The organism is Sphaerisporangium rubeum (assembly GCF_014207705.1).
GTDB lineage: Bacteria > Actinomycetota > Actinomycetes > Streptosporangiales > Streptosporangiaceae > Sphaerisporangium > Sphaerisporangium rubeum.
Genome location: NZ_JACHIU010000001.1, coordinates 5545217 through 5559792, shown reverse-complemented (window position 1 = coordinate 5559792; position 14576 = coordinate 5545217). Strand labels below are relative to the sequence as shown.

12 protein-coding genes are annotated in these 14576 nt (G+C 71.0%); 6 read left to right on the top strand and 6 right to left on the bottom strand.

All coding sequences use genetic code 11. The features are described 5' to 3' along the window. Window positions 1-45: 45 nt before the first annotated feature. From BJ992_RS23660 to BJ992_RS23640, 5 genes are all read left to right on the top strand, one after another. Window positions 46-834 carry an MOSC domain-containing protein gene (locus tag BJ992_RS23660; RefSeq protein ID WP_184984546.1) on the top strand — a complete coding sequence of 263 codons (789 nt, stop codon included), beginning with the start codon at window positions 46-48 and terminating at the stop codon, window positions 832-834. Between the two features lie 201 nt (window positions 835-1035). After that, window positions 1036-1941 carry an ABC transporter ATP-binding protein gene (locus tag BJ992_RS23655; protein WP_184984543.1) on the top strand — a complete coding sequence of 302 codons (906 nt, stop codon included), beginning with the start codon at window positions 1036-1038 and terminating at the stop codon, window positions 1939-1941. Continuing rightward, window positions 1922-2722, top strand: coding sequence for an ABC transporter permease subunit (locus BJ992_RS23650; RefSeq protein WP_184984541.1), 801 nt, complete (start codon window positions 1922-1924; stop codon window positions 2720-2722). Before BJ992_RS23655 ends, BJ992_RS23650 begins: the two co-directional genes overlap by 20 nt. Continuing rightward, entirely contained in the window at window positions 2722-3789 is a 1068-nt protein-coding gene (locus BJ992_RS23645) for a PucR family transcriptional regulator (protein ID WP_184984539.1), read from the top strand. Before BJ992_RS23650 ends, BJ992_RS23645 begins: the two co-directional genes overlap by 1 nt. A 104-nt stretch (window positions 3790-3893) precedes the next feature. Then, complete coding sequence (locus BJ992_RS23640; protein ID WP_184984537.1) at window positions 3894-4616, top strand: SHOCT domain-containing protein; 723 nt, start codon at window positions 3894-3896, stop codon at window positions 4614-4616. A 133-nt stretch (window positions 4617-4749) separates the two neighbouring features. On the opposite strand, the gene BJ992_RS23635 is transcribed toward BJ992_RS23640, so the two are convergent. Next, a complete protein-coding gene (locus BJ992_RS23635; RefSeq protein WP_184984535.1) occupies window positions 4750-5712 on the bottom strand; it encodes a quinone oxidoreductase family protein in 963 nt (320 codons plus the stop codon). A gap of 251 nt (window positions 5713-5963) precedes the next feature. On the opposite strand from BJ992_RS23635, the gene BJ992_RS34385 reads away from it, so the two are divergent. Next, entirely contained in the window at window positions 5964-8372 is a 2409-nt protein-coding gene (locus tag BJ992_RS34385; RefSeq protein ID WP_184984533.1) for a GH1 family beta-glucosidase, read from the top strand. Window positions 8373-8385: 13 nt separating this feature from the next. On the opposite strand, the gene BJ992_RS23625 is transcribed toward BJ992_RS34385, so the two are convergent. The 5 genes from BJ992_RS23625 to BJ992_RS23605 all read right to left on the bottom strand — a co-directional run bounded on the left by BJ992_RS23625 (window position 8386) and on the right by BJ992_RS23605 (window position 14408). Further along, a complete protein-coding gene (locus BJ992_RS23625; RefSeq protein ID WP_343072822.1) occupies window positions 8386-10374 on the bottom strand; it encodes a serine/threonine-protein kinase in 1989 nt (662 codons plus the stop codon). Between the two features lie 68 nt (window positions 10375-10442). Next, entirely contained in the window at window positions 10443-11513 is a 1071-nt protein-coding gene (locus BJ992_RS23620; protein WP_343072821.1) for an ABC transporter ATP-binding protein, read from the bottom strand. Continuing rightward, window positions 11510-12379 carry an ABC transporter permease gene (locus BJ992_RS23615; RefSeq protein WP_184984530.1) on the bottom strand — a complete coding sequence of 290 codons (870 nt, stop codon included), beginning with the start codon at window positions 12377-12379 and terminating at the stop codon, window positions 11510-11512. The genes BJ992_RS23620 and BJ992_RS23615 overlap by 4 nt, the downstream gene beginning before the upstream one ends. Next, window positions 12367-13248, bottom strand: coding sequence for an ABC transporter permease (locus tag BJ992_RS23610; protein WP_246496759.1), 882 nt, complete (start codon window positions 13246-13248; stop codon window positions 12367-12369). Before BJ992_RS23610 ends, BJ992_RS23615 begins: the two co-directional genes overlap by 13 nt. Before the next feature lie 5 nt (window positions 13249-13253). Continuing rightward, entirely contained in the window at window positions 13254-14408 is a 1155-nt protein-coding gene (locus BJ992_RS23605) for an ABC transporter substrate-binding protein (protein WP_343072820.1), read from the bottom strand. Between the last annotated feature and the right edge of the window lie 168 nt (window positions 14409-14576).

Here is a 14576-nt window from a genome sequence, read left to right as displayed (position 1 = left end):
TCGTTGAGAGAGCGCTCTCTGGGGGGTTGCTTTTATTCTTGGCGCATGGAGTTAGCGGAGATTCGCATCTATCCCGTCAAGTCCACCAAGGGGATTTCCTGTCGGTCCGTCCAGGTCCTGCCGTGGGGGCTGGAAGGTGATCGACGGTGGGGTGTGGTGGATCCGATGGGGAAGCTGATCTGGGTCGGTGAGTATCCTCGGCTTCTTTCGGTCTCGGCGGTGGAGACTGCTGAAGGTGGGGTTTGGCTGTCGGCGGAGGGGATGGGGGAGCTCAAGGTTCCTCCGGCTGCCGGGGGGACGATCCGGTTGGGGGTCTCCAACCTTGATCGGGCTGTGCTCGCTCATGACGACGCGCATGAGTGGTTCACGCGGCTGCTTGGAGAACCGGCGCGGCTTGTCTGGTTGGATGATCCCGGACGCCGGGGCAAGGAAGAGGACGGGCTCTGGGATGGGCCGCTGCTGCTGGTTTCCAGGAGCTCGCTTCGGCGCTTGGACGACTGGATCGCGGACGGGGCCATGGAACGGCAGGAGCATGTGCCGGGGCCTCTTGATGTGGCGCGGTTTCGGCCGAATGCCGTCATTGACGGTGCGGAGCCGTTCGCGGAGGACGCCTGGACGTCGGTTCGGATCGGGGAGATCGACTTCGGGGTCTCGGAGTTGTGTGATCGTTGCGCCGTGACCATCTTGGATCCGGGGACTCAGGAGCGTGGCAAGGAGCCGCTGAGAACGTTGGCCAAGCATCGCCGGTGGGACGGGAAGACGTGGTTCGGCATCCGGCTGGTGCCGAGGAACCTTGGTGAGCTGAGGGTCGGTGACGAAGTCCGGCCAGGGTGAACCGTCCGGGGACGCCGGTGTGACCGTTGCGCTGGTTGTCCCAGCCGCGCACGCCGAGCCGTGCACGGAGATCGGCCAGCTCGGGGTGCTGGTCGTGCGGCCCTTCGATGCGGTGGTTGCCGGGTTCGGGAAAGGAAGGGGCCGGTAAGTGTGGGGGATGTGTGATGTCGGTGCGGGGTGGGTGGGGGTCACCATGTCGGCATGACAGTTGTGGTGGAGGCCGAAGGGCTGACGAAGTTCTACGGGGAGCGGCGGGGGCTGGAGGATCTCACGATGGAGATCCGGCCGGGGGAGGTGTTCGGGTATCTCGGGCCCAACGGGGCTGGGAAGACGACGACGATCCGGCTGCTTCTGGATGTGATACGGCCGACGCGCGGTGTGGTGCGAGTATTGGGAATGGATCCCCGGGATGCCGGCGTCAGGGCCAGGATCGGGTATCTGCCGGGGGAGCTGGCGCTCGAAGGCAGGGAGAAGGCGGGGGACTATCTGCGGTTCCTCGCGGGGGTGCGGGGCGGGGTGGGTCGGAACAGGATCGATGAGCTGGCGGAGCGGCTGGAGGCTGATCTGTCGGTACGGATGGGGCAGCTGTCCAAGGGGAACCGGCAGAAGGTCGGGCTGATCCAGGCGTTCATGCACGAACCGGAGTTCCTGATCCTGGATGAGCCGACGAGCGGGCTCGATCCCCTGGTACAGCAGGAGTTCCTCGCCATGGTGCGGGAGGCGAGGACGGCGGGACGTACGGTGCTGATGTCCTCGCACGTGCTGGCCGAGGTGGAGCATGTGTCGGACCGGGTCGGCATCGTGCGCAAGGGGCGACTGGTCGCGGTGGAGGATGTCGCGGCGCTCAGGGAGAAGGCCGTCAGAAGGGTGGAATTCCACTTCGACGCGCCGGTGCCTGAGGAGGCGTTCCGGGATCTGCCGGGGGTGCGGGACCTGAAGGTCGAAGGCGCGAGCGTGCGGTGCACCATCGACGGCCGTCCGGACGCGCTGGTGAAGGCGGCGGCGAGGTTCACCGTCGTTCACATGGTCAGCGCGGAGCCGGACCTGGAGGAGATCTTCCTCACCTACTACAGCGAGGAGGAGCACCATGCCCACGCTCATGCGTAAGACGCTGCGCGACTACCGCCGCGCGCTGATCGGCTGGACCGTCGGGATCTGCCTGTTCGCCGGGGGATACACGTCGTTCTTCCCGCAGATCCGCGACAACCCGGGCCTGTACTCGCAGGCGGCCATGACGAAGTACCCCGACAGCATCCGTAAACTGCTCGGCGGTTTCGAGGACATCACCAGTGGCGCCGGTTTCCTCCAGGCGATCCTCTACCAGTTCTTCGTGCCGTTGCTGTTCATCATGTGCGCGGTCGCCATCGCCAACCGCGCGATCGCCGCGCCGGAGGAGTCCGGCACGCTGGAGCTGACCCTCACTTTGCCGATCACCCGGGGCCGGTTGCTGCTGGAGCGGTACGGGGCGCTGGCGCTGGCGTTGTTCGCCGTGGCGGTGGCGTCGTTCGTGTTCGTCATCCTGGCGGCGAGCGCCGTGGATCTCGGGGTGCCGGTGGGCCGGATCCTCGCGGCACATCTCGGCCTGTTCCTGCTGGTCCTGCTGTTCGGCACGATGACGCTCACCGTGGGGGCGATCACGGGACGCAAGTCCCTGGCCCTGGCTGTGACGGGTGTGTACGCGGTGGCGTCGTACGTCGTGAACGCGCTGGCCAAGGACGTCCCGGTGATGGACTGGCTCGCCTGGCTCTCGCCGTTCCGTTACTACAGTGAGGGGTCCCCGCTGTACGGCGGCGTCCCGGTGGCCGACTACCTCGTGCTGCTCGCCGGCACCGTGGTTCTGGTCGTGACCGCCGTCCTCTCCTTCGACCGGCGTGATGTAGGAGTCTGATGAACGTTCTCGCTCAGGTGAGCGAGGCGACCGGGGTGCCCGCGGATCTGCTCGGCGGGTATCCGGCGGTTCTGGAGGCGGCCGACGCGACCGGCCGCCTGCCTGCCAGGGACGCCATCGACGAGTTACGCGCCAGCGGTGCGTCCGCCGCGGAGCGGGGGGTGCCGATGCGTGCGCTCGTGGACGCCTGCCTGCTCACCGCCGAGCTCACGTTGACCTCGGCCGGCGCGCCGGCGCTCGGGGCCCTGCGCCGTGCGGTCGCCGCGTACGCCGAGGGGTACGAGGGAGCGCAGCACAAAGCCCTGCGTGAGCAGGAGGCGGCGCGGCGGTCGTTCGTCGACGATCTGCTCCAGGGACGCGCGGACCGGCTGGCCGAGCGGGCCGAGCAGTTCGGGTTGCGGCTGGCCGAGCCGTACGTCGTGGCGGTGGCGAGGGACGCCAAGGCCGTGGTGGACGGCGATCCGCTGGTCCGCCGGGTCGAGCAGGCGCTGGTGACGCGGTTCGGGTCGCACAACATCCTGGTGGCGGCCAGGGACGGGTTGCTGGTGTGCGTGGCGCCGGGGGCCCTGACGGCGGCGACGGGGGAGTTCACCCATCACGTACGGTCGGCGCTGGCGGCGGACTGGCGGGTCGGTGTGGGACGGCCGCATCGCGGGCCCGGCGGGGTCGTGACGTCGTACCGTGAGGCGGCGGACGCGATCAGGCTGGGGGACGCGCTGGGGTTGCGGCCGCAGGTGCTGAAGGCCGCCGACCTGCTGGTCTTCCCGGTGTTGCTGCGGGACAGGGAGGCCATCGAGGACCTGGTGGGGACGGTGCTCGATCCGCTGGCGCGGGCCAGGGGCGGTCCGGGGCCGCTGCTCGAGACGTTGGAGGCGGTGTTCGCGTCGCAGGGCAACCAGACGGCGGCGGCGCGCAGGCTCGGCATCAGTCCGCGCGCGGTGACGTACCGGCTGGAGCGGATACGGCGGCTCACGGGGTTCTCGCCGGATGATCCGACGCAGCGGTTCACGCTGGAGACGGCGGTGCTCGGCGCCAGACTGATCGGGTGGCCGCCGGAGACGTCATGACAATTCCGGTTAACCACCTGGTCGACTCATTTGTGGAAAAAGGGATGGATTATCAATTCAGATAGTTCGTTCCTTAATCCGGGGCCGTGACCTAACATACGGGCGTGATCAACCCCCGCCGACTGGCCAGGAAGTCACTGGGAACACTGCTCGGGCTGGCCGGCCTGGCGTGCTGCCTGACGTTGCTGTTCCTCGGCTCGCGTGCCGTGATGAGCGTCGGCGGGAGCTGCGGCTCCGGCGGGCCGTACGTCGTGGCGACGCCGTGTCCCGACGGGATCGCCTGGATCATGCCGGTGTCCATTTTCGGAGGTATCGCGGCGCTCGGGATTTATCTGGCGAGCTCGCTGCCGGTGGGGCCGAGGCTGACGCCGCTGGCGTGGCCCGCGCTGTTCCTCAGCCTCGGGTGGGCCTTCCTGGAGTCGGCGGTGGCCGGGCCGGGGATCGAGTGGGGCTTCATGATCTGCGCGGTCCTGTTCCTGCTCATGGGTGGCGCTCCGCTGGCGTTGCTGTTCAACCGGCAGGCGGCGCGAGCGGTCTTCTGGGGTACGGCGCCGAAGGCCGCGCCGCCGGCGCCGGGGCCCGGTGGGGTGCGCTGGACGACCAGGGTGACCCTCCCCGGTGAGGACACGGCCCCGCAGGACGCGCCGCCGCCGCGGCCGGCCTCGCGGTTCGTGGAGCTGCGACCGCAGGATGTGGCGTCCTCGGGTGGCGGCGACCTGGTGGGTCAGCTCGAACGGCTGTCGGCGCTGCACCGCACGGGACGGCTGGACGACGCCGAGTACGCCGCCGCGAAGGCACGCCTGCTGAACGGCTCGGGAGGTCGTTGATGAGCGAAGAGACCGCTTTGCGTGTGTGGTCGATCGTGCTGCACGTGGTGGCGATCGCCGGAGGGATCTACCTCGGTGTCGTGCTGTTCGGCCTCGCGACGACCTGATCCGTGATCACCACCACGGCCACGCGTCACGGGATCAGCAGCAGCTTGCCTGTGGTGCGGCGGCCCTCCAGGGCCTCGTGGGCCCGTGCCGCGTCGGCCAGCGGGTAGCGCTCGGAGACGTGCACCTTCAGCGCACCGGACTCGACCCAGCCGAGCACGTCGCTCGCGCGCCACAGCAGCTCGTCGCGGGTGAGGGTGTAGTGCGCGAGGGTGGGCCGGGTCAGGTACAGCGAACCACCCTGGTTGAGCCGCTGCGGGTCGATCGGCTCCACCGGGCCGCTCGCCGCGCCGTACAGGGCCAGCATGCCGCGGATCCGCAGTGACGCGAGGCTGCCGTCGAAGGTCGCCGCGCCGACGCCGTCGTACACCACGTGCACACCCTTGCCGTCGGTCAGTTCGCGGACCTTGTCGGCGAAGCCCTCGTAGCGCAGCACGTCGTCGGCGCCGGCCTCGCGAGCCGTCTTCTCCTTCTCCTCGGTGGAGACGGTGCCGATCACCCGGCCGCCGCGCAGCTTCACCATCTGGGTGAGCAGCAGGCCCATACCACCGGCCGCCGCGTGCACGAGCACGTCGTCCCCAGATCTCACCTCGTACAGCGAGTGGGTCAGGTAGTGCGCGGTGAGGCCCTGCAGCAGGACGGCCGCCGCGAGGTCCGCGGCGAGGCCGTCCGGCAGCGGGATGGCCTGGGAGGCGGGGACGACGACCTTCTCCGCGTAGGTGCCGAGGGAGTTGACCCAGCCCACCCGGTCGCCTGCCGCGATGTCGTCGACGCCTTCCCCCACGGCGGAGACGGTGCCGGCGCCTTCCAGACCCAAGGTGAACGGTGTCGGCAGCGGATAGCGACCCTCACGCTGGTAGACGTCGATGAAGTTCACACCGGCCGCCTCGACCTCGACGAGGACCTCGCCGGGACCGGGGGACGGAGCGGGCACCTTCGTGTGCTGGAGTGCGGACCGTCCGCCTGGGGTCGAGACGACGATGGCATGCATGACGCGTGGCTCCTTTGTCGATGGGACGGTCCTCATACGATCATGGCCAACTTCGGCCACCTGCTCGTTGTTCCCCGCACGCGTCCGTTTCCTCCGGTCTCCCCGCGCCGGTTTCCCGAGTTGTCCACAGGGCCTGGTCGCGGCCCTGCCCGGGTCCTCATCCGTCGTGTACAACGTTGGTGAGAAAGGCCCGGAAGGACGGGACGGCACCGGCGCCGTCCCGCGGGCCGGCCACGAGGAGCTGCAGCACGATGACCGCCACCACCATGGCCGCGCGCGGGAAGACCCTCGTCTTTCCCGAGGGGTTCGTCTGGGGGGCCGCCACCGCCGCCTACCAGGTGGAGGGTGCCGTGGACGCGGACGGCCGCGGCCCCTCGATCTGGGATGTCTTCGGCAGGCGGCAGGGTGCCATCCTGCAAGGCCATACCGGCGAGATCGCGTGCGACCACTACAACCGGTACGCCGAGGACGTCGGGCTGATGGATCGCCTCGACCTGATGGCGTACCGCTTCTCGGTGTCATGGCCGCGCGTCATGCCGGCCGGCGCGGGGGCCGTCAACGCGGCGGGGCTCGGCTTCTACGACCGCCTGGTCGACAGGCTGCTCGCCGCCGGCATCACGCCGTACGTCACGCTGTACCACTGGGATCTGCCGCAGGCCCTGGAGGACGCCGGGGGGTGGGCCTCCCGGGACACCGCGTACCGGCTCGCCGACTACGCGCGTGTGGTGTACGAGCGGCTCGGCGACCGGGTCGGCACGTGGATGACGGTCAACGAGCCCTGGGTGTCGGCGTTCATCGGGTACGGCATCGGCGCGCACGCGCCGGGCCGCACCTCCATGGCGGACGCGTTCCGTGCGGCGCACCACCTGCTGCTGGCGCACGGGCTGACCGCGCAGGCGCTGCGCGCCGACGGGGCCGCGACGATCGCGCTGATGCTCAACCTCGCGCCGGTGATGACACCGGGTCAGGTCAACGACCCCGCAGCCGAGCTGTCGCCTGAGGACGCCGAGGCGGTGGAACGGGTCGACGCGCTGCTGAACCGGCAGTTCCTCGACCCCGCGCTGCGCGGTGAGTACCCCGCGCGGCTGCTGCCGATGATCGAGCGCACCGCCGGGCTCGGCCACATCCGCGACGGCGACCTCACCACCATCAAGCAGCCTGTCGACCTGCTCGGCATCAACTACTACACGCCGTGCGTGGTCCGTTACGGCCCCGGTGAGCCGGCCAACGCCGCCTACCCCGGCACCGAGGACATCGAGTTCTGCGGTGCGTACGCGCCGACCACCGCCATGGGGTGGCCCATCGTGCCGACCGGCCTGTCCCGCATGCTGGAGCGCCTGACCCGCGACCACCCGGGTGTGGGGTTGCTCGTCACCGAGAACGGCGCCGCGTTCGACGACGTGGTCACCGAGGGCCGGGTGCGGGACGCCGACCGCGTCGCCTACCTCGACGCGCACCTGCGTGCCGCGTACGACGCGATCCAGGCCGGGGCCGACCTTCGGGGGTACCTCGTGTGGTCGCTGCTGGACAACTTCGAGTGGGCCGAGGGGTACACCAAGAGGTTCGGCATCGTGCACGTCGACTACGCCACCCAGCGGCGGCTGCTCAAGGACAGCGCGCTGTGGTACCGCGACGTGATCCGGCGCAACGGCCTGCACAACGAGCGCGCGCGGCGACCCACGCTGGAGGCCGTGGCGGCGCGGGCCGGGGTGTCGCGCTCGACCGTGTCACGGGTCATCAACGGAGAGGCCACGGTCAGCGACGAGTTCCGCGCCACCGTCATGCAGGCGGTGGACGAGCTCGGGTACGTCCCCAACTCGGCCGCGCGCAGCCTCGTCACCGAACGCACCGACGGTGTCGCGCTGATCGTCCCCGACGCGCCGTGGACCCGTGGCGAGGACCCGGCGTTCTCGGTCGTGGTCCGTTCCGCCGGACACGCGCTGGAGGAGGCCGGCAAGCACGTCACCCTGGTCCTCGCGGGGTCCAGCCGCAGCCGCAGCCGCGCGGAGAGTTACGTGGCCGGCGGTCAGGTCGACGGCGCCGTCCTGCTGCCAGGCCCGGCCGGTGACCCGTTACGCGCCGCGTTGCTGCGCACCGGGGTCCCGGTGGTGGCGCTCGGCCGCTCCGCCTCCCCCGGCGCCATGCCGTACGTCGACGCCGACAACACCGGCGGAGCCGTGGCCGCCGTCCGTCACCTGCTGTCGGCCGGCCGGCGCCGGGTCGCCATGATCGGTGGTCCGCTGGACAGCGTCGCCGCTCAGGACCGGCTCACCGGCTACGAGCAGGTGCTCGCCGAGCAGGACCGCCGGCCCATGATCGCCTTGGGGTCCTTCAGCCGGACCTCAGGCGCCGAGGCCATGCGCCGGCTCCTTGAGGACGACCCCGAGCTGGACGCGGTCTTCGCGGCCAACGACCTGATGGCCATCGGCGCGCTGAGCGTGTTGCACGAGACCGGCCGCCGCGTCCCCGACGACGTCGCAGTGATCGGCTTCGACGACATCGACGCCGCCGCGTTCACCATCCCGCCGCTCACCACCATCCGCACGTCGATGCACGATCAGGCACGGGCCGCGATCCGCCTGCTGCTGCGTCACATCGAAGGCGGCCCGGCGGGCTCCGTCATCCTCCCCACCGACCTGATCATCCGCTCGTCGGCATGAGGCCGGTGTGACGTCAGGGGGTCGAGGTCGCGGCGGGGCCCTGCACGGTGAAGTCGTCGAAGGACGTCTTGAGCGCGGGACCGGCCTTGTCCGGGGGGACTCTGGCGAGCACGCCGACGTCGCCGTTCGGGAGGGGAGACGGGTCGGTGTAGGAGTGCAGTTCCTGGCCGTTGATCCACATGGTCAGGCGGAGGCCCTCCGTGGTGGCGGCGCATTCGGCCTGGAGCAGGGAAGGAGAGGAGAGGTTCTTGACGGCGACAGGAGGAGTCAGGTTGCCCCCGGCTCCCTTGGTGACGCGGCGGATCCTCGCCTGGCCGCGGCCGTCGACCAGGAACTCGTAGCGGCTCAGGTGGTACTCCTGGTCGGCCCGGCAGAACAGGCCGTACTCGCCGTCCGCGCGGGCCCGGCGGGTGCCGGCGGTCACGCTGATGAGGAGCCGGTCGGGGGTCGTCGGGGTGGGGGTCGCGGACGGGTCGGGGGAGGCCGGTTGCTTCGGCAGGTAGGGGATCGGGGCCTTCTCGGCGCGTTCGGGGTGGCCGCCGTCCACGTCGATGGCGTAGTAGCCGTCGGGTGCGTAGCCGTAGGTGCTGTAGTCCACGCCGGTGTACGTCGAGCCACCCCAGCCGGTGCCGCTCTGGTTGAAGTCGTCCCGGTAGAGGTAGGCGAGGTCGGTCGGAGGACCGGACGGCGCGAGCAGGGCCCGCACGCCGAAACCGGCGACCACGGCCAGCACCACCGCGGCGGCGGCGATGCCGATCAGCCGTGTCCGACGGCTTCCGCCGGAGCGGCCACCGGCCAGGGCCGGCCCGCCTCCGTGAGCTGTGGGGCCGGGGTGGAGGGACGCGGTCGCGGCGGGGTTGTGGTGCGCGGCGGTGGGGCCGTACCCGGGGTGGCCTTGTGCCGGGTCGCCGGGGTGCGGCGCGGTGGGGTGACCGGCATACGGGCCGGAGTACGGCGCGGTGGGGGGTGGGCCGGCGCTGTGATGGGTGGTCCCGGTGTGGCCGGTCGATCCGGCGTACCGGGGAGCTGCGGCCTCAGGGGGGCCGGCGTACGGGGGAGGCGTGGTTCCGGGGGGATGCGGAGTGGTGCCGGGGCGGCCGGTGTAGGCCGGGGTGGTGTTTCCGGAGGGGGCCGGGTAGGGAGGTGGGGAGGAGTGTTGCCAGGCTTCGGTCACCGAGTGGTGCGCGTTCTCCGGGGTGGTGCGGCCGATCAGTTGGTCGAGGATCTGCTGGGAGGTGGGGCGGCGGGAGGGGTCCTTGGCGAGGGTGGCGGTGATCAGCGCGTGGAGGGAGGGGTCGAGGCCGGACAGGACGGGGTCGGCGTTGAGGATCTGGTAGACGATGGCGGGGAGGGCCTCGGCGGTGAACGGGGGACGGCCGGTGGCGGCGAAGGCCACAAGGCAGCCCCAGGAGAAGACGTCGCAGGCGGGGGAGACCGGTTCGCCGCGCAGCGTCTCGGGGGCCATGTACCGGGGGGTGCCGACGAGCTGGCCGGTGCCGGTGAGCGCGCTGAGGGTGTCCATGGCGCGGGCGATGCCGAAGTCGATGACCCGGGGGCCGACGGGGGACAGCAGCACGTTGGACGGCTTCAGGTCGCGGTGCACGATGCCGGCGCCGTGGATGGCGGTGAGCGCCGTCGCCACCCCGACGGCCAGCGCGTCCAGGCTGGAGCCGCGCAGGGGCCCGCCGGTGCGCACGGCGTGTTCCAGGTCGGGGCCGTCGACGTACTCGGTGACGACGTACAGCTGGTCGCCGTCGAGGTCGGCGTCGAGGACCGCGGCCGTGCAGAAGCGGCGGACCCGGCGTGCCGCCTCGGCCTCCCGCCGGAACCGGTCACGGAACAGGTCGTGCCGGCTGTACTCCGGGTTGATCACCTTGATGGCGACCCGCTGCCCCGTGTCGTCCAGCCCGAGGTAGACCGTCCCCATACCGCCCCGGCCCAGCCGGCCGATCACCTGGTATCGGCCGATCTGGGAGGGGTCACCCGGACTCAGGTTGTTCACCACGTCGCCTAACCGCTATGTACCCGTTCGCGAGTGCCTACCTTATCGACAGGGACTCCCGCGGCCGGTCATTCGGCGGCGACGACCTCAGGCACCGAGGCCGCGGTGCGGGCCGCGACCAGCACCGGCCGTTCCACGAGCCGCACGTCGACCCGGTCCCCGAGCGCGTACCGCGTGGCGTCGTGTCCCGGCAGGTCGGCGAGGAACTCGGTGTCCCCGGCGCGCAGTCGCAGCCGCACCGACGCGCCGCGGAACGACGACGCCACCACCTCGGCCGCGCCGTCGGGAGCGGGGCCGACCAGCACGGTCTCCGGCCGCACCAGCACGTCCACGTCCGCCGTCCCCGGCAGCGGCCCGTGCACCGGCAGCCGCCGGCCGAGCACCTCGACCTCGGCGCCGGACAGCCGTCCCGGCAGGTGGTTCATGGTGCCGACGAACTCGGCCACGAACGGTGTCGCCGGTGTGTCGTACACCTCGGCCGGCGTGCCGGACTGCTCGAGGCGTCCGTCCTTGAGCACCGCGACGTGGTCGGCGACCGACAGCGCCTCCTCCTGGTCGTGCGTCACGAAGATCGTCGTGATGCCGAGCGACTGCTGCAGCCGCCGGATCTCCTCGCGCAGGGAGACCCGCACCTTGGCGTCCAGCGCCGACAGCGGCTCGTCCAGCAGCAGCACCCGCGGCTCCAGCGCCAGGGCCCGCGCCAGCGCGACCCGCTGCTGCTGGCCGCCGGACATCTGGTGCGGGTACCGGTCGCCGTGCACCGGCAGCCCGACCAGTTCCAGCAGCTCGGCGGCCCGCGCGTGCCGCCTTGCGGTGGGTACCTTACGCACCCGCATGCCGAACGCCACGTTGTCGCGCGCGTTGAGGTTGGGGAACAGGCTGTAGGACTGGAACACCATCCCGGCGTCGCGCCGGTTGGCCGGCACATGCGTGATGTCGTGGCCGTCGACGAGCACGGCCCCCGCGTCGGGGGTCTCGAACCCGGCGACGCACCGCAGCGCCGTCGTCTTGCCGCATCCGGACGGCCCGAGCAGCGCGATCAGCTCACCCGGCGCGACCGTCAGGTCCAGCCCGGCGAGCGCGGTGGTCGCGCCGAACGTCCGGCGCAACCCACGGAACTCCACTCGCGCGCCGTTCACGACCGACTCCTTCTGTTGGTTCCCGCGGTGGACAGGACGAGCAGCAGCAGCCATGTCAGCAGCAGGCTGAAGATGGACACGGCGACCGACATGGCGGCGTCGGACCCGGAGATCGTGACGATCCACACCGAGAACGGCTGGAACCCGAGCAGCCGCGCCACGGTGTACTCGCCGAGCACCAGCGCCAGCGTCAGGAACGACGCGCTCGCGAGCCCGGACGCGAGGTTCGGCACGACGACCCGCAGCAGTACGTGCGGCCATGAGGCGCCGCAGTTGCGTGCCGCCTCCACGAGCGTGCGCACGTCCATGGCGCCGAGCCCGGAGTCCAGGGCCCGGTACACGAACGGCAGCGCCAGCACGACGTACGCGATGACCAGCACCACCGGGAACGCCGGATCCTGGACGGCGATCACGGTCTGGTAGAACGGCGTGGCGGCCAGGTGGTCGGGCCCCCACCGCAGCACGGTGCCGATGCCGGCCACGAACGTGATCGGCGGCACCACCAGCGGCAGGGTGCACAGCACCTCCATGACCGGCCGCAGCCGCGGCGCGGTGAGCCGTACGGCGAGCATCGCCGGCAGCGTCAGGACCAGCACCACCACGATGGTCGCGGCGGCGAGCCCGAGCGACAGCAGCAGACTCGGCACGAAGCCCTCGGCGCCGAAGATCTCCAGGTAGGCGTCGAGCGTGAACCCCCGCACGGGGTCGTTCACGGTGAACACGAACGACGCGAGCAGCGGCACCACGAAGTACAGCCCGGCGAGCGCGAGCACCACGCCGCGCCACCCCCGCACCCGGCGGGGCCGGGCCGTACGGGACGCGGGGGCCTCGACGTCGGGGAGGACGGTGGGGGTCAGCGCAGCCATCGCGCGCTCCTGCGCTGGAGGGGCAGGTAGACGGCCATCACCAGACCGGCCACCACGATCATGTCGAAGCTGAGCGCGAGCGCCACGTTCTCGTGGCCGATCAGCACGTTGCCGGTGAGCGCGTCCGCGATCTGCAGCGTGACCAGCGGCACGACCGTGCCGACCATGGCGGCGGCGGTGGCGTACGCGGCGAAGGCCCCGCCGAACAGCAGCACGACCCCGCCGAGCAGCGCGGGGGTGAGCACCGGGACGCCGACGTACCGCCAGAACTGCCACGCCGACGCGCCGTTGCCGCGCGCCGCCTCCCGCCACTGCGGACGCAGGCCGTCCAGCGCCGGCACCATGACCAGCACCATCAGCGGGATGGAGAAGTACAGGTACACCAGCGCGAGACCCCAGAAGCTGTACAGGCTCCACCCGGCGTCGCCGAGGCCGAGGCCGCGGGTGAGCACGCCGGAGTTGCCGAGGGTCGCGATCCACGCGAACGCCAGCGGAACGCCACCGAAGTTGGCGAGCACCCCGGACGCCGTCAGCACGGCCTCACGCAGCGCGCGGAACCGCGACGTCACGACGGCCTGCGCGAGGAACGTCCCGAGCACGGCGCCGGTGACGGCGACCAGCACGGAGAGCTTGACGCTGCCGAGCAGCGCCGTGAGGTAGGCCCCCTGGAGCGACTCGGTGAGGTTGGCCGTGGTGAACGAGCCCTCGGAGGTGAACGCGCCGCCGAGCAGGGCCGCGGCGGGGACGCCGAAGGCGAGCCCCACGAAGATCAGCAGAGGCAGCGCCGCGGCCCAGCCCGGCGCGCCGAGGCGCCGTCCGCCGGCCCTGCGGGGCAGGCGGACCGGCGCCATGGGGGAGATGTCCGTCATGGACGTCAGCCCGAGACCGCGGCGCCCCAGCCGGTGGCCAGGACCTCCTTGGCCTTGGTGACCTGCGCGTCGGTCGGGAACTGCGGCGTGCCGTCCACGGCGGGGAGCTTGGCGACGAGGGTCGCGTCGGCCGAGCCGTCGGCCTGCATGGCCGGCAGCAGCACGGGACGCGCGTAGCCCTTCAGCCACAGGTTCTGGCCCTCGGGGCTGTACAGGAACTCCTGCCACAGCCGCGCGGCGGCCGGGTGGGGTGCGTCCTTGTTGATGGCCTGCGCGTAGAACTGCGCGTACTTGCCGTCGGAGGGGACGGCGATCTTCCAGTCGACACCCTTGCCGGTGAACTCGTCGGTGTAACCGGCGTTGAGGTAGTCCCAGTCGATGCTGATCGGGGTCTCGCCGCTCTGCACGGTCGCCGGGGTCGACTCGACGGGGTTGAAGTTCCCGGCGTCCTTGAGCTTGCCGAAGAACTCGATGCCGGGCTGGATGTCGTCGAACGAGCCGCCGTTGGCCAGCGACGCGGCGTATACCCCGGCGAACGCGGCACCCGCCTTGGTCGGGTTGCCGTTCAGCGCGACCTGGCCCTTGTACTCGGGCTTGAGCAGGTCGGCGAACGACTGCGGGCAGTTGCCGACCTTCTTGGCGTCGCAGCCGATGGAGACGTAGCCGCCGTAGTCGTTGTACCAGGCGCCGTCCGCGTCCTTCTGGCCCTCGGGGATCTTGTCCCAGGACTGCACCTTGTACGGCGCGAACAGGCCTTCGGCGGCGCCGCTCAGCGCGAACGCGGTGCCGAGGTCGAGGACGTCGGGTGCGCGGTCCTGGCCCTTGCGGGTCTTGACGGCGTTGATCTCGTCCTGGCTGGACCCGTCCGGGTTCTCGCTGTTGACCTTGATGCCGTACTTGGCGGTGAACGCCGAGATGATCTCGCCGTAGTTGGCCCAGTTCGGCGGGAGGGCGATGACGTTGAGCCGGCCTTCCTTCTTCGCGGCCTCGACCAGTTCGTCCAGGCCGCCGAAGTCGGCCGCCGAGGTGGCGGTCTTGCCGGCACCGGCGGCGGTGACGCCGGTGCCCGCGGTCGGTGCGGCGCCACAGGCGGCGCCAAGAGAAGTGGCGACGGTAAGGACGGCCGCCAGGCCGACCATACGCGTACGGGATGAATGCACGTTTAGCTCCCGCTATCGGAGGTACGGGAGGAAGTTACGCGGCCCCGGACAACAAACAGTGGCCAGTCCGCTGCGTTCCGGTGCGGCTGTGTGAACGACCCATGAAGTGATCGCCGTCGCCGGCCGATCACGTACAGAACACTCCCGGCTCGTCTGGATTTGCCGTCC